29 protein-coding genes are annotated in these 22841 nt (G+C 66.7%); 23 read left to right on the top strand and 6 right to left on the bottom strand.

Annotated elements, in window-relative coordinates; genetic code table 11:
• Nucleotides 1–52: 52 nt before the first annotated feature.
• Together lolB and ACJMKZ_RS14880 are read right to left on the bottom strand one after the other, a co-directional pair.
• Complete coding sequence (lolB, locus tag ACJMKZ_RS14875; protein ID WP_405233987.1) at nucleotides 53–667, bottom strand: lipoprotein insertase outer membrane protein LolB; 615 nt, start codon at nucleotides 665–667, stop codon at nucleotides 53–55.
• 7 nt (nucleotides 668–674) lie between these two features.
• Nucleotides 675–2393, bottom strand: a complete 1719-nt coding sequence (locus ACJMKZ_RS14880) for a tetratricopeptide repeat protein (protein ID WP_405233988.1) — start codon at nucleotides 2391–2393, stop codon at nucleotides 675–677.
• Between the two features lie 105 nt (nucleotides 2394–2498).
• Here ACJMKZ_RS14880 and hemA point away from each other — a divergent pair, with 105 nt between their 5' ends.
• The 18 genes from hemA (at nucleotide 2499) to ACJMKZ_RS14970 (ending at nucleotide 15352) form a co-directional block, all read left to right on the top strand.
• Entirely contained in the window at nucleotides 2499–3767 is a 1269-nt protein-coding gene (gene hemA, locus ACJMKZ_RS14885) for a glutamyl-tRNA reductase (RefSeq protein ID WP_405233989.1), read from the top strand.
• Between the two features lie 28 nt (nucleotides 3768–3795).
• Nucleotides 3796–4881, top strand: a complete 1086-nt coding sequence (prfA, locus tag ACJMKZ_RS14890; protein ID WP_405233990.1) for a peptide chain release factor 1 — start codon at nucleotides 3796–3798, stop codon at nucleotides 4879–4881.
• A gap of 14 nt (nucleotides 4882–4895) precedes the next feature.
• Nucleotides 4896–5900, top strand: coding sequence for a cysteine synthase A (locus ACJMKZ_RS14895; RefSeq protein WP_405233991.1), 1005 nt, complete (start codon nucleotides 4896–4898; stop codon nucleotides 5898–5900).
• A gap of 26 nt (nucleotides 5901–5926) precedes the next feature.
• Nucleotides 5927–6196 (top strand): CBU_0592 family membrane protein, encoded by a 270-nt coding sequence (locus ACJMKZ_RS14900; RefSeq protein WP_405233992.1) that lies wholly within the window; start codon nucleotides 5927–5929, stop codon nucleotides 6194–6196.
• 134 nt (nucleotides 6197–6330) lie between these two features.
• Nucleotides 6331–6693, top strand: coding sequence for a VOC family protein (locus ACJMKZ_RS14905; protein ID WP_405233993.1), 363 nt, complete (start codon nucleotides 6331–6333; stop codon nucleotides 6691–6693).
• Nucleotides 6694–6749: 56 nt separating this feature from the next.
• Nucleotides 6750–7229: a methyltransferase family protein gene (locus ACJMKZ_RS14910; RefSeq protein ID WP_405233994.1), complete on the top strand. Its 480-nt coding sequence runs from the start codon at nucleotides 6750–6752 to the stop codon at nucleotides 7227–7229.
• A 121-nt stretch (nucleotides 7230–7350) separates the two neighbouring features.
• Entirely contained in the window at nucleotides 7351–9696 is a 2346-nt protein-coding gene (locus ACJMKZ_RS14915; RefSeq protein WP_405233995.1) for a tetratricopeptide repeat protein, read from the top strand.
• Nucleotides 9697–9819: 123 nt separating this feature from the next.
• Nucleotides 9820–10122 carry a hypothetical protein gene (locus ACJMKZ_RS14920; protein ID WP_405233996.1) on the top strand — a complete coding sequence of 101 codons (303 nt, stop codon included), beginning with the start codon at nucleotides 9820–9822 and terminating at the stop codon, nucleotides 10120–10122.
• Nucleotides 10123–10130: 8 nt separating this feature from the next.
• Nucleotides 10131–10538, top strand: coding sequence for a hypothetical protein (locus tag ACJMKZ_RS14925; protein ID WP_405233997.1), 408 nt, complete (start codon nucleotides 10131–10133; stop codon nucleotides 10536–10538).
• Nucleotides 10535–11332 carry a pilin gene (locus ACJMKZ_RS14930; RefSeq protein WP_405233998.1) on the top strand — a complete coding sequence of 266 codons (798 nt, stop codon included), beginning with the start codon at nucleotides 10535–10537 and terminating at the stop codon, nucleotides 11330–11332. The genes ACJMKZ_RS14925 and ACJMKZ_RS14930 overlap by 4 nt, the downstream gene beginning before the upstream one ends.
• Before the next feature lie 36 nt (nucleotides 11333–11368).
• On the top strand, nucleotides 11369–11989 hold the full coding sequence (locus tag ACJMKZ_RS14935; protein ID WP_405233999.1) for a LysE family translocator: 621 nt from the start codon (nucleotides 11369–11371) through the stop codon (nucleotides 11987–11989).
• A 50-nt stretch (nucleotides 11990–12039) separates the two neighbouring features.
• The gene (locus tag ACJMKZ_RS14940; protein WP_405234000.1) at nucleotides 12040–12729 is read left to right on the top strand and encodes a hypothetical protein; all 690 of its coding nucleotides are present in this window, start codon (nucleotides 12040–12042) and stop codon (nucleotides 12727–12729) included.
• 64 nt (nucleotides 12730–12793) lie between these two features.
• Nucleotides 12794–13225: a hypothetical protein gene (locus ACJMKZ_RS14945; RefSeq protein ID WP_405234001.1), complete on the top strand. Its 432-nt coding sequence runs from the start codon at nucleotides 12794–12796 to the stop codon at nucleotides 13223–13225.
• Nucleotides 13226–13333: 108 nt separating this feature from the next.
• Entirely contained in the window at nucleotides 13334–13756 is a 423-nt protein-coding gene (locus ACJMKZ_RS14950) for a hypothetical protein (RefSeq protein WP_405234002.1), read from the top strand.
• A gap of 13 nt (nucleotides 13757–13769) precedes the next feature.
• Nucleotides 13770–13988 carry a helix-turn-helix transcriptional regulator gene (locus ACJMKZ_RS14955; RefSeq protein ID WP_405234003.1) on the top strand — a complete coding sequence of 73 codons (219 nt, stop codon included), beginning with the start codon at nucleotides 13770–13772 and terminating at the stop codon, nucleotides 13986–13988.
• Entirely contained in the window at nucleotides 13976–14500 is a 525-nt protein-coding gene (locus ACJMKZ_RS14960; protein WP_405234004.1) for an AAA family ATPase, read from the top strand. The genes ACJMKZ_RS14955 and ACJMKZ_RS14960 overlap by 13 nt, the downstream gene beginning before the upstream one ends.
• Nucleotides 14493–15065 (top strand): hypothetical protein, encoded by a 573-nt coding sequence (locus tag ACJMKZ_RS14965; protein WP_405234005.1) that lies wholly within the window; start codon nucleotides 14493–14495, stop codon nucleotides 15063–15065. Before ACJMKZ_RS14960 ends, ACJMKZ_RS14965 begins: the two co-directional genes overlap by 8 nt.
• Complete coding sequence (locus tag ACJMKZ_RS14970) at nucleotides 15062–15352, top strand: DUF167 domain-containing protein (RefSeq protein ID WP_405234006.1); 291 nt, start codon at nucleotides 15062–15064, stop codon at nucleotides 15350–15352. Before ACJMKZ_RS14965 ends, ACJMKZ_RS14970 begins: the two co-directional genes overlap by 4 nt.
• Nucleotides 15353–15360: 8 nt before the next feature.
• Here ACJMKZ_RS14970 and rsgA read toward each other — a convergent pair whose 3' ends face one another.
• On the bottom strand, nucleotides 15361–16419 hold the full coding sequence (gene rsgA / locus ACJMKZ_RS14975) for a ribosome small subunit-dependent GTPase A (RefSeq protein ID WP_405234007.1): 1059 nt from the start codon (nucleotides 16417–16419) through the stop codon (nucleotides 15361–15363).
• Between the two features lie 70 nt (nucleotides 16420–16489).
• Between rsgA and ACJMKZ_RS14980 the strand changes: the two genes are divergently transcribed.
• Nucleotides 16490–16969: a GNAT family N-acetyltransferase gene (locus ACJMKZ_RS14980; protein WP_405234008.1), complete on the top strand. Its 480-nt coding sequence runs from the start codon at nucleotides 16490–16492 to the stop codon at nucleotides 16967–16969.
• A 29-nt stretch (nucleotides 16970–16998) separates the two neighbouring features.
• Nucleotides 16999–17379 (top strand): GFA family protein, encoded by a 381-nt coding sequence (locus ACJMKZ_RS14985; protein ID WP_405234009.1) that lies wholly within the window; start codon nucleotides 16999–17001, stop codon nucleotides 17377–17379.
• Between the two features lie 117 nt (nucleotides 17380–17496).
• Here ACJMKZ_RS14985 and ACJMKZ_RS14990 read toward each other — a convergent pair whose 3' ends face one another.
• Together ACJMKZ_RS14990 and ACJMKZ_RS14995 are read right to left on the bottom strand one after the other, a co-directional pair.
• Nucleotides 17497–18657, bottom strand: a complete 1161-nt coding sequence (locus tag ACJMKZ_RS14990) for a trans-sulfuration enzyme family protein (RefSeq protein WP_405234010.1) — start codon at nucleotides 18655–18657, stop codon at nucleotides 17497–17499.
• Nucleotides 18654–20033, bottom strand: coding sequence for a pyridoxal-phosphate dependent enzyme (locus tag ACJMKZ_RS14995; protein WP_405234011.1), 1380 nt, complete (start codon nucleotides 20031–20033; stop codon nucleotides 18654–18656). Before ACJMKZ_RS14995 ends, ACJMKZ_RS14990 begins: the two co-directional genes overlap by 4 nt.
• A gap of 130 nt (nucleotides 20034–20163) precedes the next feature.
• On the opposite strand from ACJMKZ_RS14995, the gene prmC reads away from it, so the two are divergent.
• From prmC to ACJMKZ_RS15010, 3 genes are read left to right on the top strand one after another with little or no spacing between them, the layout of a single operon-like run.
• Nucleotides 20164–21021 (top strand): peptide chain release factor N(5)-glutamine methyltransferase, encoded by an 858-nt coding sequence (gene prmC, locus ACJMKZ_RS15000; protein ID WP_405234012.1) that lies wholly within the window; start codon nucleotides 20164–20166, stop codon nucleotides 21019–21021.
• Nucleotides 21018–21530 (top strand): peptidylprolyl isomerase, encoded by a 513-nt coding sequence (locus tag ACJMKZ_RS15005; protein ID WP_405234176.1) that lies wholly within the window; start codon nucleotides 21018–21020, stop codon nucleotides 21528–21530. The genes prmC and ACJMKZ_RS15005 overlap by 4 nt, the downstream gene beginning before the upstream one ends.
• Nucleotides 21531–21544: 14 nt before the next feature.
• Complete coding sequence (locus ACJMKZ_RS15010) at nucleotides 21545–22279, top strand: HesA/MoeB/ThiF family protein (protein WP_405234013.1); 735 nt, start codon at nucleotides 21545–21547, stop codon at nucleotides 22277–22279.
• Between the two features lie 28 nt (nucleotides 22280–22307).
• On the opposite strand, the gene ACJMKZ_RS15015 is transcribed toward ACJMKZ_RS15010, so the two are convergent.
• Nucleotides 22308–22730, bottom strand: coding sequence for a UrcA family protein (locus ACJMKZ_RS15015; RefSeq protein ID WP_405234014.1), 423 nt, complete (start codon nucleotides 22728–22730; stop codon nucleotides 22308–22310).
• Nucleotides 22731–22841 lie beyond the last annotated feature (111 nt).

Genomic DNA, 22841 nt, shown 5'->3' on the forward strand with positions numbered 1-22841 from the left:
GCGCCGACGCGCGCATTGTCCCGAGCCTCCCCGGGGGTGTCAACGCGACGCCTCAACGCACCGCGCCGGGCCCGAAATTCCACTCTTTCACCACGATGGTCAGGCGGATATCCGCGCTGCGCGCCCGTATCCGGTACGGCAGCATCACCCCGGCGGCGGCGCGGTAGTCCGGATACTCCACCTGCCAGCCGGCCTGCCCCAGCCGGGTCAGCCAACCCTCCGGCGCCACCTCGGTGTCCGCGGGGCGGGCCGGGTCCGGCAGCCCCCGCAGCCACCACGACAGGCTCGCCACCGGGATGGACCAGCCGTAGATCTGACGCAGCTCCTCCTCCGGCCGGGTCAGGGCCACCGTGCTGCCGTCGGAGGCGGTCAGGATCAGCCCGTCCGGGCCGCCTTCCAGGCGGATGCCGCCGGCACCGAGCGGGCCGCGGATGGACACCGTGACCTCACCGTCGTCCTGGCGCCAGTCGAGACTGCCGCTCTCCGCCTGGTCGCCGGCCACCACGGCAATGCGCCCGCCGGCACGCCACGTATCCACTGCGCCCAGCACGGCCGCGCGTTGCTCCCAGCTCTCCAGCGGCGGCAGGGTCAGGGTGGGCCGGGCGGCGCAGCCCGCCAGCAGCAGGGCCAGGAGGCCGAGCGCAGCCGGTACGGACAGGCGGGGCATGGCGCGATCAGCTCGCGGTGGTCTCGGCCGCTTCCATCAGGCGCTGCAGCGTGTCGCGCAACGGTTCGCTGCCGGGGAACTCGTCGTACGCCTGCTGCAGTATCTCGCGGGCCTCCTCCCGCCGGCCGAGCGCCCAGAGGGTCTCGCCGAGGTGGGCGGCCACCTCCGGGTCGCGGATCATGTCCCACGCCCGCTCCAGGTACGGCAACGCCTCCGCCGGCTCGCCCTGGCGGAACAGCACCCAGCCCATGCTGTCGATGATCGCCGCGTTGTCCGGCTCCTTCTCGAGGGCATGCTCGATCAGCTTGCGGGCCTCCTTCAGCCGGTCGGTGCGGTCCGCCAGCGTGTAACCCAGCGCGTTCAGCGCCGTCGCGCTGTCCGGGCGCAGCGCCAGCGCCTCCCGATAGACCTCGATGGCGGCGTCCGTCTCGCCGCGGGCGAGTTCCACCTCGGCGCGGCTCAGCAGCAGCCCGAGCGAGGGCGGCCTGGCCGCCAGGATCTCGTCGTAGGCTTCCAGCGCCTCCTCGTAACGTTCCATGGCTTCGAGCAGCTGGGCTTCGGTGAAGCGCACGTCCAGCGCCTGGCGAGGATTGCGCCGGGCGAACCGTTCCAGCTGGGACAGCGCGCCGTCCGCCTGGCCAAGACGGGTCAGGATCACGCTCACCCGCTGCTGGGCGGCGAGCTGCAGGCCGCCTTCGCCTACCTGGGAGTACAGGCGCATGGCCTGCAGCCAGTCCTCGCGTTCCTCGGCGATCGTGCCCAGATAAAAGAGTGCCTCGTGCGTGTTCTCCCCGCTCTTCAGCAGTTCCGAGAAATCGGTCCAGGCGGCATCGTAGTCGCCCTGCTGCAGACTGATGAGCGCCGTGGCCCGCCAGGCGTCAGCCTGCCCGGGCTCGTCCTGCAGCACCCGGTTCACCACGGTGCGCGCCTCGTCGGGCCGGTCCGCGCCGGCGAGGAACAGGGCGTAATCCAGCCGCAGGTCCAGGTCTTCGGCATCGGCCAGCGGCGCGGCGGTCTCCAGCGCCGCCTCGGTCTGCTCATCCGCCTCCAGCGCACGGGCCAGCAGCAACGTCGCGCGGGGTTCCTCCGGCGCGAGATCCCGGGCCTGCCGGGCGTAGGCGATCGCGGTCGCCGCTGCGCCGGTGCGCAGGGCCGCGCTCGCCGCGGTGGCCTGGGCGTAGGCATTGTCGTCGTAGGCATCGGCGAGGCGCTCGGCCACTGCGAACGCGTCCTCGGGGTGGCCGTCCTCCATCAGTATGGTGACCAGCTCGCGGAACGCGGCATCGTCGGCGCCGTCGGCGGCGGCAGCCTCTTTCAGGTGCCGCGCCGCCTCTGCCACGCGCTGGTGCCGGAGCGCCAGCCGACCGGCGTAGCGCCGGGCCTCGGCGTCCTCCGGCGCGAGCTCCACCCAGCGCCGCGCGGCCTCGTAGGCGACGCGATCGTAGCCGTAGTCGAACGCCGTGCGGGTGGCCTGGCTTGCGGTCTCTACCGACTCCCCGGCCTGTGCCGCCTTCAGGTATTCTTCGACCCCCGTGGCGTTCTCGCCCCGCTGCAGGGCGATCTCGGCCATGAGTATGTGATAGGTTCGATCCTGCCCGTCGGTCGACTCGGGCGCCGGTTGCGGGGTGCCGGCGCAGCCCGCCGCAAAGGCGGCCAGCAACAGAATCTGCAGCGTGGCGAGGGCCGGGACCCCGCCTCGACGCGGGAGGATATGTGTGTCTAGCATTCGGAAATCTCTGTCGGTGACCCGGTGGGCCGCTTCGGGCAGATCACCGGCAGTTCGCTTATCATAAGCGCTTCGTGAACCAATCCGAATTATTGATTCCTTCAGATGCCGTTTTTCATCCTGGGCATTAACCATAACACGGCCCCGGTCGATATCCGTGAGCGGATCGTGTTCGACGAGACCGTGCTGCCCGATGCGCTCAACGAATCGGGTTCGCTGCCCGGCGTCAACGAGAACGTCATCGTCTCCACGTGCAACCGCACGGAGATCGTCTGCGACCTGGAGAGCGAGGCCGAAACCGGGCTCGTCGAGTGGTTGCACAACTTCCACGGCATGGACGACCGCCTCGCCGAATGCCTGTTCCAGGCCCGGGACGACGCCGCCGCCCGGCACCTGTTCCGCGTCGCCTGCGGGTTGGACTCGGTCATCCTCGGCGAGCCCCAGATCACCGGCCAGCTGAAGGACGCGTTCCGCCATGCCCAGGGCCACGGCCGCGCCGGTCCCCGGCTCACCCGCCTGTTCCAGCACGCCTTCTCGGTGGCGAAGAAGGTGCGCACCGACACCACCATCGGCTCCAGCCCGGTGTCGGTGGCCTATGCCGCCGTATCGCTCGCCCGACAGATCTTCTCCCGCTTCGACAAGCACACGGCGCTGCTGGTGGGCGCCGGCGAGACCATCGAGCTGGTCGCACGCCACCTGCACAGCCACGGCATCGGCCGCCTGTTCATCGCCAACCGCAGCCTGCCCCGAGCGCGCGCGCTCGCCGCCGAGTTCGGCGGTTTCGCCCTGCCGCTCTCCGAGCTGCCCGGCACCCTGCCAGAGGCCGACATATTGATCACCTCCACGGCGAGCCCCGACCCGCTGATCTCCGCCGCCGACATGAAGCGTGCGCTGGAACTCAGGAAGCGCAAGCCCATCTTCGCCTGCGACATCGCCGTGCCGCGGGACATCGAGCCCGAGGTCGCGAACTTCGAGGACGTCTACCTCTATACCGTCGACGACCTGCAGGGCGTGATCAACGACGGCCTGCAGAGCAGGAAGGCGGCCGCCGACGAGGCCGAGCGCATCATCGAGTTCGAACTGGAGCGCTTCCGCAACGCCGAACGGGTGCTGGACGCCGTGCCCATCATCAAGTCCATCCGCGGCCGCGGCGAGGAGCTGAAGCACGAGGTGCTCGAGCAGGCCATGCGCCGGCTGGCGAATTCCGGCGACCCGGAGGCGGCGCTCCGATTCCTGGCCTCGACGCTCATGAACAAGATGCTGCACAAGCCCAGCGAGCGGCTGCGCCAGGCCGGCGAAGAGTCGGACGAGGCCATCATGCTCTCGGCCCGGGAACTCTTCGGCCTGAACGACGACAAGAAGAACCGATCCTGAGGCCGGCCGCAGCGACGGCCCTCCCCCCGTGAAAGACAGCATCGAACAAAAGCTCCAGGGTCTCGCCGACCGGTTCGAGGAACTCGCCGGCCTGCTCGCCGACCCGGACGTCATCGCGGCGCAGGACCGCTTCCGGGATTATTCCAAGGAGTACGCGCAGCTAGAGCCCGTGATGTCGCTGTTCCGCCGCTATCGCGAACTCGTGGGTGACCTGGCCGCCGCGGAGGAGATGGCAAAGGACGCCGACGCCGACATGCAGGCCATGGGCCGCGAGGAAATCGAGCGGCTGGAGGCCGAACGCGAGACCCTCGAGCGCGAACTCGAACTCGCCCTGGTGCCCAAGGACCCGAAAGACGAGAGCGACGTCTACCTCGAGATCCGCGCCGGCACCGGCGGCGACGAGGCGGCCATCTTCGCCGGCGATCTCTTCCGCATGTACTCCCGCTACGCGGAGGACAAGGGCTGGCGCGTCGAGGTGCTCTCCGCCAGCGAGGGCGAGCACGGCGGCTACAAGGAGATCATCTGCAAGGTCAGCGGCCGCAACGTTTACGCGCAGATGAAGTTCGAGTCCGGCGCGCACCGGGTGCAGCGGGTGCCGGAGACCGAGTCGCAAGGTCGCATCCACACCTCGGCCTGCACGGTCGCCGTGCTGCCCGAGGCGGAGGAGGTGGGCGAGATCGACATCAATCCCTCGGAGCTGCGGGTGGATACCTACCGGGCGTCCGGCGCCGGCGGCCAGCACGTGAATAAGACCGACTCCGCCGTGCGCATCACGCACCTGCCCAGCGCCATCGTGGTGGAGTGTCAGGACGAGCGCTCCCAGCACAAGAACCGCGCGCGGGCGCTGTCGCTGCTGCAGGCGAAGCTCGTGGCCGCCGAGGAAGAGGCGCTGGCCACCGAGCGCGCCGAGACCCGCAAGCTGCTGGTGGGTTCCGGCGACCGCTCCGAACGCATCCGCACCTATAACTACCCCCAGGGCCGGGTGACCGACCACCGCATCAACCTGACTCTCTATAAACTGGACGAAGTGTTGCAAGGCAGCCTGGATCAGGTCATCGACCCGCTCACCCGGGAGTATCAGGCCGACCAGCTCGCAGCGCTCACCGAACACTGAGGGAGTACGGCAACGTGGACGCACGGCAACTCATCGACGCCATCGGCACCACGCCGCTGATCCGGCTGAACCGGGCATCCGAGGCCACCGGCTGCGAGATCCTGGGCAAGGCCGAGTTCATGAATCCGGGCGGCTCGGTGAAGGACCGGGCGGCGCTCGGCATGGTGCGCCGCGCCCAGGCCACGGGTGAACTCAAGCCCGGCGGCACCATCATCGAGGGCACCGCAGGCAACACCGGCATCGGCCTGGCCATGGTCGGCAACGCATTGGGCCATCCCAGCATCATCGTCATGCCCGACACGCAGAGCAAAGAGAAGATCGACGCGCTGCGTGCCTACGGTGCCGATGTCCGGCTGATCCCCGCCGTGCCTTTCCGCAACCCGAACCACTTCGTCCACGTCTCCGGCCGGATGGCGGACGACATGAACGCGAAGGAACCCGGCAGCGCCTTCTGGCCGAACCAGTTCGACAACACGGCCAATCGGGACTTCCACGCCGAGACCACCGGCCCGGAGATCTGGGACCAGACCGACGGCGAGGTGGACGCCTTCATCTGCGCCGTGGGCACCGCCGGCACGCTGGCCGGCGTGGCCCAGTACCTCAAGGCATGCAAGTCGGAGGTGAAGATCGGCCTCGCCGATCCCGGCGGCTCCGGGCTCTACCACTATTACACCGAAGGCGAGATCCGTATCGAGGGCAGCTCCATCACCGAGGGCATCGGCAACTCACGCATCACCGCCAATCTGGAAGGCGCCGAGATCGACGTGGCCTATCGCATCACCGACGATGTGGCCATCCCGCTGGTCTACGACATGATCCGCGAGGAAGGCCTGGTGCTCGGCGGCTCCAGCGGCATCAACGTGGGCGGCGCGATGGCCATGGCGCGGGAACTGGGGCCCGGCCACACCATCGTGACCGTGCTCTGCGACGGCGCCATGCGCTATCGCGAGCGACTGTTCAACCGCGCGTATCTGGAGTCGAAAGGGCTGTCATTACCTGACTGGCTGGAGACCATGTAGGAGGGCCTTCAGGTCCGACCCCAATTATGAGTTACGCCTGGCACGATCTCATCGGCAATGCGGGCGTCGCGCTGATCATCCTCGCCTACCTCCTGCTGCAGCTCGACCGGCTGAGCAGCACGGCGCTCACCTATTCGGTGATGAACGCACTGGGCGCCGCGCTGGTCATCATCTCGTTGTGTTTCGACTTCAATCTGTCCGCATTCGTCATCGAGGCGTTCTGGGTGATGATCAGCCTGGTCGGAATAGGACGCTGGTGGATGAAAAGGCAGGCGAGGCGCCCGAACGGATCGTAAACTGTGACGGGAACGATCGCGCGGCACTCCGATCAGCGCCGGGGACAACGATCTGCGTGATGAGTATGAGTGGGTCGCGCCGCACGGGATGCGGCCTGTTCAGCGACCGAGGCAGATACCGGGAGGCAATCGCCATGCCAGCACACGAGAAGATCAGCTACGTCGAGTTTCCCACCAGGGATCTGGCCGCCACCAAGGCATTCTTCGAACGAGTGTTCGGCTGGTCGTTCGTGGACTATGGCCCGACCTACGCATCGTTCTCGGATCAGGGCCTCGATGGTGGCTTCTACGAGGCGGACGCCGCTGCATCGACGGACAACGGCAGCGCCCTGATCGTCTTCTACAGCGAGCGCCTGGAGGAGACCCAGGACAAGGTGGAGGCGGCCGGCGGTCGCATCGTCAAGCCGATATTCTCCTTTCCTGGGGGACGCCGCTTCCATTTCACCGAGCCGAGCGGAAACGAGTTCGCGGTCTGGGGCGAGGCCGCTGGCTCGTGAAGGTCTGAGTGCACGAATTACCGGGTGTCAGGCGGGACGCATGGAGTCTTCAAACCATGAATGATCGCGAGGACGCTGCGGAAGTCGCCTTCTTCCCACCGGCAATACCGCTGATCGCGATCTTCCTGGGCGTTCTGCTGGAGTGGATTTTTCCGTTGTCCGGGTATTTCCCAATCGAATCACCCGCCCGTGTCGTAATCGGCGCCTCGCTCGCCCTGATCAGCGTTCTCCTGCTCGGCCTCTGGTCCGTGGTCCTCTTTCGCAGCGGAGGTCAAAGCGAGAATCCCTGGAAGCCCACGACACATATCGAGGAACGCGGTCCTTACCGATTCACGAGAAATCCCATGTACCTGCAAATGGCCCTGGTGTGCACAGGCGTCGGCATTGCCCTTGCAAACTGGTGGGTCCTGGTTCTGGTTCCTGCTGTCATGTGGGCGCTCTATACACTCGTCATTCGCCATGAGGAACGCTACCTGGAGGCGAAGTTCGGCGAATCGTATCTTGCGTACAAACGAAGAGTGCGAAGATGGATCTAGGTCGGCGGCGGCCCCACCCATTGGTGGAGTTCCCCGGCCCGGATCTGCAGCTCCGCCGGCGTACAGACGGCAATCACCCGTAAGCTATACTCTGCGCTCGCAGGGAGAGAGGGATCGGCCCATGTCCGCCGACGGATCGGTACTGCACAACCTGATGCACCGGCGCGTGCCGCAGATCGTCGGCATGTACATCGCGGCGTCGTGGCTGGTCATCGAGCTTGGCGACTGGGTCACCGAGCGTTCCGCTCTGCCCGCGAGCCTGACGTCCTACGTGTTCATCGCCATGCTGGTGATGCTGCCGGCGGTCATCCTGTTCGCGTACAACCACGGCGCGCCGGGCAAGGACCGCTGGACTCGTACCGAGCAGGTGTTCATCCCGCTGAACGCGGCGGTCGCCCTCGGCATACTCTACTTCACGGGGCCTTCGCTGCTGGTCGAGGCGGCGACGGAGACGGTGCAGGTCACCGACGAGACCGGAGCCGTCCGCGAATTCGAGGTGGCCCGGCAGGGCTATCACCGGGAGGTCGTCGCGTTCTTCTGGGAGAATCAGTCCGGCAACAGCGATCTGGACTGGCTGAGCTACGGCCTGCCCTTCATGCTCTCCCACGACATGAACCGGGTCTCGCCGGTGATCACCGTCGAGACGCCGCTCGATTCGACTTCGATGAAGAGCGAGCTCCGGGACCGCGGCTACGAAACGCTGCGCGACGAACCGCCGGCACTGCGGGTGCAGATCGTGAGAGACCGCCGCAGCGCCGCGTTCGTCACCGGCCGTTTCAGGACCGACGGCGACGCGCTGATCATCACCGCCACACTGATCGACGCCGAGAGCGGCGACGAGATCGGCACCCACACCGTATCCGCCGACGACTGGCTGGCCGGCGTCGACGACGTCAGCGAAGCCCTGCTGAATTACCTCGACATCTCGCCGGGCGAGAACCGCAGCGACGACCCGGTAGCCCAGCATCTCAGCGACTCGCTCGAGGCGTTGCGTCACTACACCACCGGCCTGGTCGCGATCGGCCTGAACAACGACTTCGAGCAGGGCATCGAGGAACTCGGCGGTGCGCTGGATGAAGACCCGAATTTCGCGGAGGCGAGCGGTCAACTCTCGGTCGCCTATTACCTCGCGGGTGACATCGAATCCGCGCGGTCCGCCGCGGCGGCGGGCCTCAGGAACAGCTATCGACTTTCGGAGACCAGCCGGTTCGTGCTGAGAGCCAACCGCTACGTCTTCGACGGCGACTACGAACGGGCACTGCGGGTGCTCGACATGTGGACGGAGGTGCAGCCGAACAGCACCAAGGCCTACGAGCAGCAGGCACGCCTGGCACGGCTGCAGGGCGGCGACGAGGGGCTGGCGAAAGCGCGCGCCGCCTACGACCGCCTGCTGGAGCTGGACCCGCTGGCGTTCGGCGTCTATCGACAGATGGCCGGCCTGGAGCAGCAGCGAGGCGACTACGAGGCAGCCGCGAATTACCTGCGACTATACCTGGAGAGCCGGCCGGACAGCGCCGGCGCGCACCAGCAGCTGGCCGCCGTCTACCAGGCCGCCGGCGAGCTGGACAAGGCCCAGGCATCGCTCGAGGATGCCGCGGTGCTGGCGGACGACCCCCGTGCCTCGGAGCTGGCGCTGGCACGCATCGAGGCCGCACGAGGCGACTATGCCGAGGCGGAACAGCGTCTCGCCGCGCAGCTGAGCGACTCGCTCAACCCGGAACAGCGGGTCGAAGTGCTGAGCGCCCAGACGGAGATCGCGCTGGTGCGCGGGCAGATCGAACGTGCGCTGGCGCTGCACGCGGAGATCGTCGAACTCAGCAGGACCTTCGTGCCGCCGATGGTGCGCCTGATCAACCTGGAGAATCAGCGCTCCAGCCTGCTGCTGCTGCTCGGACGGTTCGACGAAGCCCTCGCGAACGCCGACGCGATCTCCGCGCAGCTGCAGCCGCCCTTCGACTCGTTCATGAACTTCACCTACACGGAGATCCACACGCGCACCGACGATCGTGAGGCGTTCCGGGAACGAGCGGCGATGAGCCGGCAGTCGATGGGCCAGTACCCCGAAATCTTCAAGTCCTTCATCGCCACCGAGTCCGCGAGGATCGCGATCTGGGACGGAGATTTCGAGACGGCCATCCGCGAAGTCGACCGGGCGCGGGAGCTGCTGGACAGGTCCATCCTGCAGGTGCTGGTCGGCAACCTCAGTTCGTCATCGGTGTACGTCGGTATCGCCGAGCTGTACCTCGAAGCCGGCGCGCCGGAGAAGGCACGCGACGTACTCGAGCGCGTGCTGAAAGTGTTTCCTACCTACGCTTTCGCCAGGCTGACGCTGGCCAAGATCCATATCGGCGAGGGTGACCCGGCGCGCGCGAGGCCACTGCTGGAATCCGCGCTGGAAGTCTGGTCCGCTGCCGATGCCGACTACGTGCACCGGCAGGAAGCGGAGGAGTTGCTGGGCACGCTGTGACGCGCCCGGGAAGCGAGGCTGCTCAGGGCTGCTCCCCGATCATCGGCCTTGGCACACGCTCTCAGTTTCGCGCCGCTTGTGGTATTTTCCGACCACAAGCAAGTCTCCGTGACGAGAGTGACCATGAAACTCACCCAGCGCGAAATCGAACTTCTCTCGAAAATACCCGTGGAGCGTGCAAAGCGCAGACGCAATCTGTTTGTTGGCTTCGCCTGCTGGCTGGCGGTGCCCGTCATCGCCCTCTACGTCGACATCGACTACCCCTACGACCTGACTGACGCTTACTTCATGCTAGGGGGAGTCCTGTTGGGCCAATGGGGCTGGTACCTTCACTCGCGACCGGAAGACAAGCTCATCGACATGCTCCAGCGCTACGTCAACCGCGATCCGGAGGTGATCCGCCAGTTCGCGGCGAGGGGCCGCTAGGATTCCTGATGTCTGTCCCGGGGATGAAACGCATCGGGCTCGGTGTCGCCGCGGCGATCGGCACGCTCTTCCTCATCAGTGCCCTCGGCTCGCTGTTCCCGCCGTTCGACGTCACGCCGCCCGCCGCGATGCTCGCCAGTGCAGCGATGATATTCGTCGCGGCGCTCGCGGGAACATGGGTCGCGCGCAGGAACTTCGTCGCCCCTGCGGTCTGTCTGTCCTTCGCCCTCTCGCTCTTCGTCATCTATATCCTTCATTCGATCGCGGCCGTCGCCGGCCAGGGCGATTTCTTCGCCATCGCGACACGAAATAGCCTGTTCCTGCTGCCTAATATGGCGGGCGCTCTGGCGGGAGCCATCGTCGGACAGCGCCTGTTCCGCCACCGTTGGCGGGATGAACGAGGAGGTCTCTCGTGAAGACCGGTTTCCGATTACTGCAGCTGACAGCATTGCTGATTACCGCCGTCTGTTTCTGCCATGTCGCGGCTGCGCAGTCCGACTACGAGGAAGCCGCCGTTGCCGGCGACATCGAAATGGCCTGGATCGTCTCGGCCGCCGCCCGGGCGGCGATCGAGGAAGTGTGGCGGAACACCCGGTCCTTCCCCGCGGACCGCACAGAGACGGGCATGAGCCCGTCGCCCGCCGATACCCGGACCGGCCCGGTGGCTGCACTCGACGTCACGGACGGACACGTGTTCGTGACCTTCGGCAGCGAGGCCCATCCGACGCTGCTCGGCAAGACCGTCGTGTTCTCTGCGAAAGTGAGTCCGGAAGGGAGTATCGAATGGGTGCGTAATCACTCGTTGGAGGTACCTGCGGAGGACCGGCACGGCTGGGTGCGGGCGCCCGTCGACATGGTCGGCAACAGTCGGGACAGCTGGCAGGAGTTCCTCGGTAAGGATACGCGGCTTCATGACAAGGGATCCTGTATGGGCGAGAACACGATGGAGCCCATCGTCTGCTATGGCCTCACGGGGAGCGAGACCGAGGCCCGTTTCGTGAAGAACCTCTCGAGCGGAAGGGAATTCCTGATCTATCTGGAATCCAGCTCACAAACCCTTCTGAGCAGCCTCGGCGTCAATACAATCCCCATCGGTGAAGACCGCGTAGCGCGGCTCGAGCGCTGCTGGGAGGCGGGTTGCGATGTGCTGGAAGTGGTCGAAAACCCCGGCGGCACTCGCTCTGCAACGTGGTCCTATTACGTGGAGTGATGACCGAAAGTGCCGAAGACTGGCACTATACCGACAATGAGCCTCATCGAGACACTGGCCCTCTTCGGCATCATGACGTCGCTCGCCGCTATACCGAGCGCCAGTGTCGCACTCGTCGTGACCCGGTCGGCGACGTTGGGGGTGGGAAGTGGTGCCGCCGTTTCCGCGGGAATCGTCCTGGGTGACCTGGTCTTTATCGGGCTGGCGGTGCTCGGCCTGTCCGTGCTCGCAGAGACTCTCGGCAGCCTGTTCCTGGGCATCAGGTATCTGGGGGCGATATACCTTCTCTGGCTTGGTCTCTCGCTGCTGAGAACGAAACACGGGACCGCCGTCCCGGCGAATGCCGGTAATGGACGTGGGAGTCTCGCGGCCAGCTTTGTCGCGGGCTTTGCTCTGACCCTGGGGGACGTCAAGGCCATCCTGTTCTACCTCAGCCTTTTTCCCATGTTCGTTGACTTGTCTGCGCTTCAAGCCGTAGACGTGATGGCAATCGTGTGTATCACGGTCACGAGCGTCGGCGGCGTGAAGATGCTGTATGCGCTATCGGCGCGAAAGCTGGCAACGATGGCGAGAGAACTGAAGATCGAGAGAGCAGCCAGGAAGACGGCGGGAACCATCATGCTCGGAGCCGGGAGCTATATCATTGCGAAAGCGTGACCGTGCGCAGCTGCCGCGCACGTCAGCGCCCTCGTGCGGGGCGGATGTGAATGCCCGCTGAGTACGGCGCGACAGCCCGTCGCCTCGGTATCGGATCCGCATCGCTCGTCGCAGCGTTGCTGCTGGCGTACGCCATCACGCTCGCTGCCGGCCTCGCTTCGCTCGAGTCCGGTGACGAGCCGATAGGCGATCCGTATTTCACGCTGCTCGAGGTTCTGATCCTCCTGATGATGCCTGCGATGGTCCTGCTGATGGTCACGGTTCACTCCTGGGCGCCGGCCCGACGGAAGGCGCTCAGCCTCTCAGCAGTGGTCTTCATGACCATTGCGGCGTCACTTACGTGCGCCGTGCACTTCGCGATCCTGACTCTGAGCCGGCAGGCGGAGTTTGCGGCGCATGAGAGTCTGCCGCACCTGCTCTCGTTCGAATGGCCTTCGCTCGCCTACGCCATCGATATTCTGGCCTGGGACGTATTCTTCGCGCTTTCCATGCTGTGCGCCGCCGGCGCGTTCACCGGGAGTCGACTGGCGCTGTCGATCAGAGCGGCCATGCTGCTGAGCGGCGGTCTCGCCCTGGCGGGCCTGAGCGGTGTGGTGACCGGCAACATGACTCTCCGTAACATCGGCATCGCGGGCTATGTGGGCGCGTTCTTCATCGTCGTCCTGCTGCTGGGGGTGCTGTTCTACCGCAGCGTACAGGTGGAGGCCGGGGGCACGGGACGGCCCGGCGCCGAAGCGTGACGTCCGACCGCAAGGTAAGCTAGGGCGTCGGCCCCGCTGCCGGGGCAACTCGAGGAGACACGTCATGAAGATCCTGCGCGTGATTCTTGCCCTCGTCGCCGGTGTGTTCATCGGCGGAATCGTCAACATGGCGCTGGTGATGCTGGGGTCGGCGATCGTTTCGGCCCCCGCAGGCGTGGATGTTACGAATGCCGAGTCGGTCGCGGCATCCGCCCACCTGTTTCAGCCACGGCACTTCCTGTTTCCTTTCCTTGCGCATGCCGTCGGCACGCTGGTCGGCGCCACCGCGGCGCATCTCTTCGCCGGCAGCTACCGCAACGCGGCCGCGTGGGCCGTCGGCGCGGTGTTCCTCGCGGGCGGCATCGCGGCCGCGCGGATGATACCGGCACCCACGTGGTTCGTTGTCGCCGACCTCGTGCTGGCATATTTCCCCATGGCGTTCGCGGCGACGAGGATCGGTAGCGCCCTCACCGAACGAAGCGCCGAGGGACGGTGAATGCGGAGCCCGGATTCAAGTGCGGCTCCGAGTGTAAAAGATCTTTGACATACCGCCACGAACCCCCTATGCTGAATGTTAATAATTTTTGACATGAGGATTTTCAGGATGGGTTTTCGGGAAAAGTCCGCATGGGTGATGACCGTCGCCCTGTTGCTCGGGGCGCTCGTGTACTTCGGTGTCGTGATCAGGGCCTCGTCCTCCACCGCCAGCCTCGCCACCCCCGCCATACCGCTGATCGCGCTATACACGATCGTCCTGATCGTGATCGCCATAATCGGCCATGCAGTGACCGCCGCGCTGGCGCCGAAGGATGCCAACGCGCCCCTCGATGAGAGAGATCGCACGATTGCCGCCTACGCGAGCCACCGGTCGGGCTACGTCTTCGGCACCGGCGTGATCGTCTCACTCGGCCTCTATCTGCTCTCCGGCAACGGCGATCTGCTGTTCTACTGCGTCTTCGCTTCACTGATGCTCGGGACGCTTGCCGAGTACGTCATCCAGATTTTCCTGTACCGGACCGGCATCTAGGAGCCACCACGCCATGGGTCGCCAGCGGTTACCATTCACCAACCGGGTGCGAGAGTTACGCGCCGAGCACGGCGGACTGACCCAGGCGGAACTCGGCGATGCCATCGGCGTGACTCGCCAGACCATTATCGCCATCGAGCAGGGGCGCTATTCGCCCTCGCTGGAAAGCGCGTTCCGCATCGCCCGGGTATTCGGCACGGGCATCGAGGACGTCTTCGAGTGGCAGGGCTAGACGATAAGGTACTGATCTTCGGCAACTCCGGCTCCGGCAAGTCGACGCTGGCCCGGCAGCTGGCCGACGCGGGGAGCCTGGCGCATCTGGACCTGGACACGCTCGCCTGGCTGCCGGAGCCTCCCCCGCGGCGGGCGCCGCTCGCGGATTCTGCTCAGCAGATCGAGGCATTCATCGGCCGTCATGCCGGCTGGGTCATCGAGGGCTGTTACGCGGATCTGCTGGAGGTGGCTGCGCCGTTCGCCGCCAGGGCGGTGTTCCTGAACCTCGACGTCGAGCAGTGCGTGGCGAATGCGAGGAATCGCCCGTGGGAGCCGCACAAATACGAGAGCAAGGCGGCCCAGGATGCGAATCTCGACATGCTGATCGGCTGGATCCGGGACTACACCGAACGGGACGACGTGTTCTCCCACGGCGCGCATCGGGATTTCTACGAGCGCTTCGCCGGCGAGAAGCGGATGTATACCGAAAACGTCCCGCGGCCCCTGCCGCAAGGGTCAGTCGATGGCTAGCCGCGACAACGGGATCATTGCCGCCGCAGTCCTGGGGATATCCCTCGGCCTGCTGATCGCGCCGCCGCAGTCGACGGCAGCCGACGGAGCGGACAAGGCGGTCGCTGGCGAGCGTTCCTACCAGCGCTGGAGCCGTGCGCATCAGCTCAGGCCCCGGCGCCCGACGGACCCGCTCCGCGAAACGAACATCTCGGACAACGAAGTGCGACAGATCGAGCAGGCGACGAGGGCGGTCTTCCCGACCGCGCTCGTCAACATCTCCGGCGTCACGAGCGGGTGTCCGTGCGAGGACGGACCGGACTGCACCGACCAGGTCTGGGTCGTGGCGTGGCACTCGAAGGAGTCTCACGGCCTGAAGCTCTCCCTGATCGGCGGGGAATGGGTCACCGGCCCCATTCAGCGCTGGTGGCTGCAGTACGAGTCCCTGGGGAACCGATACGATGCGCTCGGCCCGCTAGACACCGAGGAGAAGCGGGCCGCCGCGCGCGGCCTCATGCAGGAGCGCATGAGCCTGATCGAATCCTTCCCCGAGTGCGAATCCGGACCGGCTCGGGGAACAAGATGACCGGGGATAGCGCGAACCGAGTGCGACTCAGGCTGAAGGTGGTACCCGGCGCCAGCAGCGCGGGCATCGTCGGCTGGCTCGGCTCCGCTCTCAAGGTCCGCGTGACGGCACCGCCCGAGAAGGGCAAGGCGAATGCCGCCGTGACCGCACTGCTCGCCGCTGATCTCGGGCTGCCCCCGGCCGCCGTCAGGATCGTCTCGGGTGGCGGCTCGCCGAACAAGGTCGTCGAGATCGAGGGGGCGAGCGAGGCGGATGTCCTGCGGCAGCTCCGCAAGGCCGGCGACTGAGCAGCGGTTCAGTCGGGCTCGCTCCGTCTCCGCTTCAGCTCCGTGACCTGCCTGACCTGTTTGGCGAATTCCCGGGCACTGCGCCGAGTTTCTGCGAGACTGGCCGTGTGGCGTGTGCTCTCCCGCTGCAGTTTCCGGTAGTTCTCCAGCCGGCGCCCATCCAGCTGCCCGGCGTCGATCGCCTCACGCACTGCGCAGCCCGGCTCCGACTCGTGGCCGCAGTCGGCGAACCGGCATTGCCGGGCCAGCGATTCGATATCCTCGAAAACGGCGCCCAGTGCATCACCGACGTCGGCGACCTTCAGCTCTCTCATGCCCGGCACGTCGATCACGACGCCTCCGCCCGGCAGCCGATACAGCGACCGGGAGGTCGTCGTATGACGCCCCTTCTTGTCGTCTTCACGGATGGCTGCCGTCGCCGCCACGCTCCCGCCCATGAGCGTGTTCAGTATCGTCGTCTTACCGACACCGGACGATCCCACCAGTGCCACCGTCGTCCCCGGCTCCATCCAGGCACGGAGGTCGCCGAAGGATTCTGCGTCCAGCGCGTTCAGCATGACGACGGAAATGCCCGCCTGCACGCTCCGGGCCCGGGCGACGTAGGAGTCCGCATCCTCCGCGAGGTCCATCTTGGTCAGCACGACGACGGGCAGCACGCCGGCCTCCCCGGCGAGCGCCAGGTAGCGCTCGAGGCGTGACTCCCTGAACTCCTCGTTACAGGAACTCACGACGAACAGGATGTCGACGTTCGCGGCGATCAGCTGGAGCTCGGTCTTCTCGCCGGCGGCGACGCGCCGGAAGATGCTCTTGCGCCCCAGCACGCGCTCGATCCTCGATCCGCCGCCGGAGAGCACGACCCAGTCACCGACGGTCGGCCGGTCCTCCGGTGGAGCCGACGGATAGTCGGAGGGCAGCGGCAGCGTCTTCTCGCCGGCACCGTCCAGGACTCGCAGCACCGACCGCTGTACCTGAGAGACCCGCGCGATGCGACCGTCCTCCAGTTCTTCCACCGTCAGCTGGGCGACGAAGAACGGAGTCAGGCCGAGGTTGCGCAATTCGCTGTTCATGGAATGTCCCGGGATAATGGCGGCATATTAGCGCTTGTGCGATGCTCCCGACACACAGGCCGGGGGACCGATGATCGAATTCAGAGACCTGCGCGCATCCGACCAGTCGGTCCTCTGGGACTGGCTGCACATCGCTTTGTGGGACCCGCCACCGGCCGGCCTGCGGCCCCGCGAGGTGCTCGACGATCCGGGCGTGCGCATCTACGCCGAAGACTGGGGGCGGCCGACCGATATCGGTGCCGTCGCGGTAGTGGACGGTAAAGACGCCGGCGCCTGCTGGATGCGCGTGCTGCCCCGGGGAGTCGGCCTCGCTTCCATCGACGACACGACACCACAGCTCGGTATCGCGCTCGAACCACCCTATCAGCGCCGAGGTCTCGGCGAGCCGCTGATGCGCGAAGCCCTCGGCCGCGCTTGGCGGGCCCGGCATGACAAGGTATCCCTGACTGTGCATCCCGAAAATCCGGCCATCCCGCTCTACGAGCGCTGCGGCTTCGAGAAGGTCGAGATCCGCCGCGGCTATCACCTCATGGTCGTGACCCGGCCATGATCACTGAACCAGCAAGGGAGAATACGATCATGCACAAGGGATCTTGCCTCTGCGGCGCCGTCACGTTCGAGGTGAGCGGCGAGCTCGCCACGCCGGATGCCTGCCACTGTTCCCAGTGCCGCAAGCAGTCGGGCCACTACTGGGCGGCGACCGACGTTCCGAAGAGCCGCGTCACCCTCCACGGCGAGGACAACCTGACCTGGTACCAGGCCTCGGACAAGGCGCGGCGGGGCTTCTGCTCCACCTGCGGGTCGTTCCTGTTCTGGGAGGCGATCGGTGGAGAGGAATTCGGCATCGCCATGGGCGCCTTCGACGGCCCTACCGGCGTGAAACTCGGCCTGCACATTTTCGTGGCGGACAAGGGCGACTACTACGAGATCGCCGACGGTCTGCCGCAGAATCCGCAATAACTAACGTAGGAGGGCCTTCAGGCCCGATTGATTAATGAATCGGGGCTAAAGCCCCTCCTACAGGCACCCTGTGGGAGGGGCTTCAGGCGCGATACGCTTTCGGGCCTGAAGGCCCTCCTACATCGTCAGCGCGTGTTCCAGGTCTGCGATCAGGTCGTCGACGTCCTCCACGCCCACCGAGAGGCGGATGAGAGTGTCGCTGATGCCGAGCGCCTCGCGCTTGTCCTTCGGTATGGAGGCGTGGGTCATGATGGCCGGGTGCTCGATCAGGCTTTCCACGCCGCCCAGACTCTCGGCCAGTGCGAACACCTCGCAGCGCTCGAGGAAGCGGCGGGATTCCTCCAGACCGCCCTTCATGAAAAACGTGACGATACCGCCGCCACCGCGCATCTGCCGTGACGCCAGTTCGTGCTGGGGATGGCTCGCGAGCCCCGGGTAGACCACCTCTTCCACTTCATCGCGGCCCACCAGCCATTCGGCGATCGCACTCGCGTTGTCGTTGTGGCGCTGCATTCTGAGTGCGAGCGTCTTCACGCCGCGGAGCGCGAGGAAGCTGTCGAACGGCCCTGCAATCGCGCCCACCGAGTTCTGCAGGTAGGCGAGGCGCTCCGACAGCTCGTCGGTCGCGGCCACGGCGATGCCGCCCACCATGTCCGAGTGGCCGCTCAGGTACTTGGTGACGGAGTGCACGACGATGTCACACCCGCGCGCGAGCGGCTGCTGACTCCAGGGCGTGGCGAAGGTGTTGTCGGCCACCAGCAGACAGTCGTGCTCCCGGGCGATCGCTGCCGCCGCCTCGATGTCCACCAGTTTCAGCAGAGGATTGCTGGGGCTCTCCAGCCACAGCATGCGCGTCTCCGGCCGGATGGCGGCGCGGATGGCATCGCGGTCCGTGAAGTCGACGAAATCGAAGTCGAGATTCGCGGAGCGTTTGCGCACGCCGTCGAACAGCCGGAACGTGCCGCCATAGAGGTCGTCCATCGCCACCACGTGGGAGCCGGCGTCCAGCAGCTCCAGCACGGTAGCAATTGCCGCCATCCCCGAGGCGAACGCGAACGCGCCGGCACCGCCCTCGAGATCCGCCATGCAGCGCTCCCATGCCGCCCGGGTGGGGTTCTGCGTGCGCGAGTATTCGTAGCCCTGGTGCCGGCCGGGGCTCGACTGCACGTAGGTGGAGGTGGCGTAGATCGGCGGCATGATGGCGCCGGTGGACGGATCCGGCGACTGCCCGGCATGGATGGTCCGCGTCGCGAAGCCATATTTCCTGTCGCTGCTCATGTCGTCGCCACCTGTCCGCTCTGCTTGCGCAGGTAATTGAGTACATCCGATCGTGTGATCAGGCCCAGGAATTCGTCGCCGTCGGTAATGGCGGCATAGGGCTGCACCTGCAGCATCGCCACCAGGTTATCGACGCTGGTGTCCTTGTCGAGCCGGATGAAAGCGGTCTGCATGGCGTCTGCCACCGCCGCGTGCATCAGCTCGGGGTGGCCGAAGACGAAGCGGATGATGTCGTCTTCGGTGAGGACGCCCACCAGCCTGCCCTCCTCCATCACCGGCAGCTGGGAGATACCCGCGTTGCGCAGCCGGTTGTGGGCGGTGGTCACCACGTCGGACGGGCCCACCGTGATGGTGGCCTGCTCGCCGTGCAGACGGCCGATGAGATCGCGCAGGTCGCCGTAATGCGGCCGGCTGATGAAGCCGTTGTCCTCCATCCAGAAGTCGTTGTAGAGCTTGGAGAGGTACTTGTTGCCGGTGTCGCAGGCGAAGGCGACGACGCGCTTCGGCTCGGTCTGCTCGCGGCAATAGCGGAGCGCGGCCGCCAGCAGCGTGCCGGAGGAGGAGCCCGCGAGGATGCCCTCCTGCAGCAGCAGCTCGCGAGCCATGGCGAAGGACTCGGCGTCCGGGATGGTGTAGGCCGCATCCACGTCGGAGAGGTCGCAGATCGAGGGGATGAAGTCCTCGCCGATGCCCTCGACCAGCCAGCTGCCCTTCTCGCCCAGCTCGCCGGTTTCAACGTAATCGGCCAGCACGGAGCCTTCGGGATCGGCCAGAATCATCTTCACGCCGGTCTCGTGCTCGCGGAAGTACTTCGACATCCCCGAGATCGTGCCGCTGGAGCCGACGCCCACCACCACGGCGTCGAGATCGCGCTCCATCTGCTCCCAGATCTCCGGTGCCGTCGTCCGCTCGTGGGCCAGCGGGTTGTCGGGGTTGCCGAACTGGTTGATGAAGTAGGCACCCCGCTCGTCCGCGATCCGCTTGCCGAGGTCCTGGTAGTACTCCGGGTGTCCCTTGCCGACGTCCGAGCGCGTGAGCACGACCTCGGCGCCCATGGCGCGCAGGTTGAAGATCTTCTCCTGGCTCATCTTGTCGGGCAGCACCAGCACCAGGTGATAACCCTTCTGCCCGGCGACCAGCGCCAGCGCAATGCCCGTGTTGCCCGCTGTCGCCTCCACGATGGTGTCGCCCGGCTTCAGGTCACCGCGCTTCTCGGCCTCCTCGATCATTGAGATGCCGATTCGATCCTTGATGGAGCCGCCGGGGTTAGCGAGTTCGAGCTTCAGGAACAGGCGGCAGGGGCCGGTATCGAAGCGGCTTACCTCGAGCATCGGCGTGCGGCCCACCATCTCCAGCACGTTCGAATAGATGTTCATCAGGGCTTCCCATTTCGGAATGGGCGCCATTCTACGCCATGAGTGCGCCGCGGCTAGCCGGCCGGGCGCCCTGCCGGTAGCATGCCCCGCCAGGGACAACCACGCGGGGCATCGGGACCGTGAGCACATCATGAACGATGCGGCGGAAGACATCGGCGGCTGGCTGCGGCGCGCCCGGGCGGCGCTGGCGGATGTCTCGGACAGCCCGGCGCTGGACGCGGAGTTGCTGCTCGCGCGCGCGCTCGGCCGCGACCGCAGCTGGCTGATCGCACACCGTGACGACACGCCCGACGCGGGGGCGAAGGCGAAGGCGGATGCGTGGCTGGCGCGTCGCGTCACCGGCGAGCCGCTGGCCTACATCACCGGAACGCGGGAGTTCTGGTCGCTGGAGTTCGAGGTGACACCCGCCGTGCTGATCCCCCGTCCGGACACCGAGATTCTGGTGGAGCGGGCGCTCGAACTGATCCCCCACGGCGAGCGCTGCCGGGTGCTGGACCTCGGTACCGGCAGCGGCGCAATAGCCATCGCTACTGCCAGCGGTCGGCCCGCGGCCGTGGTGACGGCGACGGACGCGAGCGCGCAGGCCCTGGCTGTCGCCCGACGCAATGCCGCTCGCCTCGTGCCGGGGCGAATCCGCTTCGTCGAGAGCGATTGGTTCGGAGGCCTCGGCGACGAGCGCTACGACCTGATCGTCTCGAATCCTCCCTACGTCGCCCGGGACGACCCGGCCCTGGCCGACGCGGCGATCGGCTTCGAACCCCGGCGCGCGCTCGCCGCCGGCGCGGACGGCCTGGACGACATCCGGCGCATCGCGGCAGGCCTGCCTGCGCACCTGGCCCCCGGCGGGCGAGCATTGATCGAGCACGGCGCGATGCAGGCTGCGGGCGTTGCGGGTATCCTCCGGGCCGTGGGTCTGGAGGTCGTCGCCTGCCGGCGGGACCTCGCGGGCGCCGACCGCGTCACGGAAGCACGGCTCCCGGACGCCTGACAGCCAGCAACAGGAGAGAGCGAGTGGTCATTTTCGAGACGAGCCTGGGCGACATCAGGATAGAGCTGATGACGGAGGAAGCCCCCGTCACGACGGACAACTTCCGCCGTTACGTGGAAGAAGGCTTCTACGACGAGACCATCTTCCACCGGGTCATCCCCGGCTTCGTCATCCAGGGCGGCGGCCATACCGAGGACATGAGCCGCAAGCCCACCCGCGACCCGATCACGAACGAGGCCGACAACGGCGTGAAGAATCTGCGCGGCACGCTGTCGATGGCCCGAACGCAGGACAAGGACAGCGCGACATCCCAGTTCTTCATCAACCTCAAGGACAACGCGTTCCTGGACCACGGCTCCCGCGACTTCGGCTACGCCGTATTCGCGAAGGTGGCCGACGGCATGGAGGTGGTCGACAAGATCGCGGCCGTGGAGACGGGCAACCGGGGCGGACACAGTGACGTGCCCATGGAGCCCGTGAAGATCGTCTCGGCGCGCCTCGAAGACTGAGCGAAGACCGGGCCTTGAGCACACCACTGCGTTACGCACGGCACCTGCCGCTGACCGGGTTCGGCGCCGAGGGGCAGCGACGGCTCGCCACCACCCGCGTGCTCGTGATCGGCATCGGCGGCCTCGGCTGCCCGGTCGCCGCCTATCTCACCGCCGCGGGCGTGGGCCAGCTGGTGCTGAACGACTTCGACACCGTCGACGAGACCAACCTCGCCCGCCAGTTTCTCTACACCGCCGACGACCTCGGCAAGCGGAAGGTGGAGATCGCCGCCGCCCGGCTGCACATCATCAACGGGGCCGTGCGCCACGAGATGATCGACCGGCGGCTGGAGGGCGAGGCCCTGGCCGCGGCCGTCCGTGACGCGGACGTGGTGGTGGACGCCAGCGACAACTTCGCCACCCGCTTCGCCGTCAACGCGGCCTGCGTGGCCGCGCGGACACCGCTGGTAAGCGGGGCGGCCATCCGCTACGAGGGCCAACTGGCCGTCTTCACGGACTATGACAACCAGCCCTGCTACCGCTGCATCTACGAAGAGGCGGACGAGTCCCTGGAGGACTGCCAGGGCAACGGCGTGTTCGCCCCGGTGCCCGGCCTCATCGGCCTGGCCATGGCCAGCGCCGTCATGAAGCTCGTGGCCGGCCTGCCCGTGCACGCCGGCGAGCTGGCACTGTACGACGCCATCACCGAGGAATGGCGGCGCATCCGCCTGCGCAAGCGCCCCGATTGCCCGGTCTGCGGCGGCCGCTGACCGACTGCGACGCCGATTTCGTCGACACCTATTCGGTGGCTTCGATCGCGGCCTCGAGCTGTTTCTCGGCGTCCGCCACGGCCCGTTTCACGCAGCGGGCGGTGCCCTGCACGCCCTCCCGCGTGACCGGGAACATCTGGTTCAGCCGCTCGCAGGCCCGTTCCGCGGTCTCCTGGATGCGGCTGCGCAGCTGCTCGACGTCCTTGTGCCGGGCGAGATCCAGATCCGCGAAGCTTACCTGCCGGCTCAGCTCTATGACTTCGGTCTCGGGCTGGCCCGGTCCGGCGGGCTCGACGGTGCGACGCTCGATGGGCGCACGCACCACTACGATCTCCTCGATCACGTCGGCTTCGTCGTCCTGGGCGTATGCCGGTGTCACGGCGGCGCCCGTCGCCAGGACTGCCGCTGCCGGCAGTAGCGCGCTCAGTGTCAGATACCGGTGAATCCTCATCTTTCCCTCCTTGGGGTTGGTTCCTGCCCCTCTTCTCCACTGTAAGGCCGCGGGCGCGATGACGGTCAATAGGGGATACTGACTAGCCGCCCGATCGGCGCGGTATACTCC

The sequence above is a fragment of the Lentisalinibacter salinarum genome (assembly GCF_040706555.1).
GTDB classification, from domain to species: Bacteria; Pseudomonadota; Gammaproteobacteria; order Steroidobacterales; family Woeseiaceae; genus Lentisalinibacter; species Lentisalinibacter salinarum.

What these genes read in the sequence shown, in the direction of transcription:
- ACJMKZ_RS14925 (WP_405233997.1), top strand. Translation starts at nt 10,131, where the DNA reads ATGTCTGTCCCGGGGATGAAACGCATCGGGCTCGGTGTCGCCGCGGCG.
- ACJMKZ_RS14980 (WP_405234008.1), top strand. Translation starts at nt 16,490, where the DNA reads ATGATCGAATTCAGAGACCTGCGCGCATCCGACCAGTCGGTCCTCTGG.
- ACJMKZ_RS14935 (WP_405233999.1), top strand. Translation starts at nt 11,369, where the DNA reads ATGAGCCTCATCGAGACACTGGCCCTCTTCGGCATCATGACGTCGCTC.
- ACJMKZ_RS14995 (WP_405234011.1), bottom strand. Translation starts at nt 20,033, where the DNA reads ATGAACATCTATTCGAACGTGCTGGAGATGGTGGGCCGCACGCCGATG.
- hemA (WP_405233989.1), top strand. Translation starts at nt 2,499, where the DNA reads ATGCCGTTTTTCATCCTGGGCATTAACCATAACACGGCCCCGGTCGAT.
- ACJMKZ_RS14965 (WP_405234005.1), top strand. Translation starts at nt 14,493, where the DNA reads ATGGCTAGCCGCGACAACGGGATCATTGCCGCCGCAGTCCTGGGGATA.
- rsgA (WP_405234007.1), bottom strand. Translation starts at nt 16,419, where the DNA reads ATGAACAGCGAATTGCGCAACCTCGGCCTGACTCCGTTCTTCGTCGCC.
- ACJMKZ_RS14915 (WP_405233995.1), top strand. Translation starts at nt 7,351, where the DNA reads ATGTCCGCCGACGGATCGGTACTGCACAACCTGATGCACCGGCGCGTG.
- ACJMKZ_RS14905 (WP_405233993.1), top strand. Translation starts at nt 6,331, where the DNA reads ATGCCAGCACACGAGAAGATCAGCTACGTCGAGTTTCCCACCAGGGAT.
- ACJMKZ_RS14880 (WP_405233988.1), bottom strand. Translation starts at nt 2,393, where the DNA reads ATGCTAGACACACATATCCTCCCGCGTCGAGGCGGGGTCCCGGCCCTC.
- prmC (WP_405234012.1), top strand. Translation starts at nt 20,164, where the DNA reads ATGAACGATGCGGCGGAAGACATCGGCGGCTGGCTGCGGCGCGCCCGG.
- lolB (WP_405233987.1), bottom strand. Translation starts at nt 667, where the DNA reads ATGCCCCGCCTGTCCGTACCGGCTGCGCTCGGCCTCCTGGCCCTGCTG.
- ACJMKZ_RS14920 (WP_405233996.1), top strand. Translation starts at nt 9,820, where the DNA reads ATGAAACTCACCCAGCGCGAAATCGAACTTCTCTCGAAAATACCCGTG.
- ACJMKZ_RS14940 (WP_405234000.1), top strand. Translation starts at nt 12,040, where the DNA reads ATGCCCGCTGAGTACGGCGCGACAGCCCGTCGCCTCGGTATCGGATCC.
- ACJMKZ_RS14970 (WP_405234006.1), top strand. Translation starts at nt 15,062, where the DNA reads ATGACCGGGGATAGCGCGAACCGAGTGCGACTCAGGCTGAAGGTGGTA.
- ACJMKZ_RS14945 (WP_405234001.1), top strand. Translation starts at nt 12,794, where the DNA reads ATGAAGATCCTGCGCGTGATTCTTGCCCTCGTCGCCGGTGTGTTCATC.
- ACJMKZ_RS14990 (WP_405234010.1), bottom strand. Translation starts at nt 18,657, where the DNA reads ATGAGCAGCGACAGGAAATATGGCTTCGCGACGCGGACCATCCATGCC.
- ACJMKZ_RS14955 (WP_405234003.1), top strand. Translation starts at nt 13,770, where the DNA reads ATGGGTCGCCAGCGGTTACCATTCACCAACCGGGTGCGAGAGTTACGC.
- ACJMKZ_RS14985 (WP_405234009.1), top strand. Translation starts at nt 16,999, where the DNA reads ATGCACAAGGGATCTTGCCTCTGCGGCGCCGTCACGTTCGAGGTGAGC.
- ACJMKZ_RS14950 (WP_405234002.1), top strand. Translation starts at nt 13,334, where the DNA reads ATGGGTTTTCGGGAAAAGTCCGCATGGGTGATGACCGTCGCCCTGTTG.
- ACJMKZ_RS15015 (WP_405234014.1), bottom strand. Translation starts at nt 22,730, where the DNA reads ATGAGGATTCACCGGTATCTGACACTGAGCGCGCTACTGCCGGCAGCG.
- ACJMKZ_RS14910 (WP_405233994.1), top strand. Translation starts at nt 6,750, where the DNA reads ATGAATGATCGCGAGGACGCTGCGGAAGTCGCCTTCTTCCCACCGGCA.
- ACJMKZ_RS14900 (WP_405233992.1), top strand. Translation starts at nt 5,927, where the DNA reads ATGAGTTACGCCTGGCACGATCTCATCGGCAATGCGGGCGTCGCGCTG.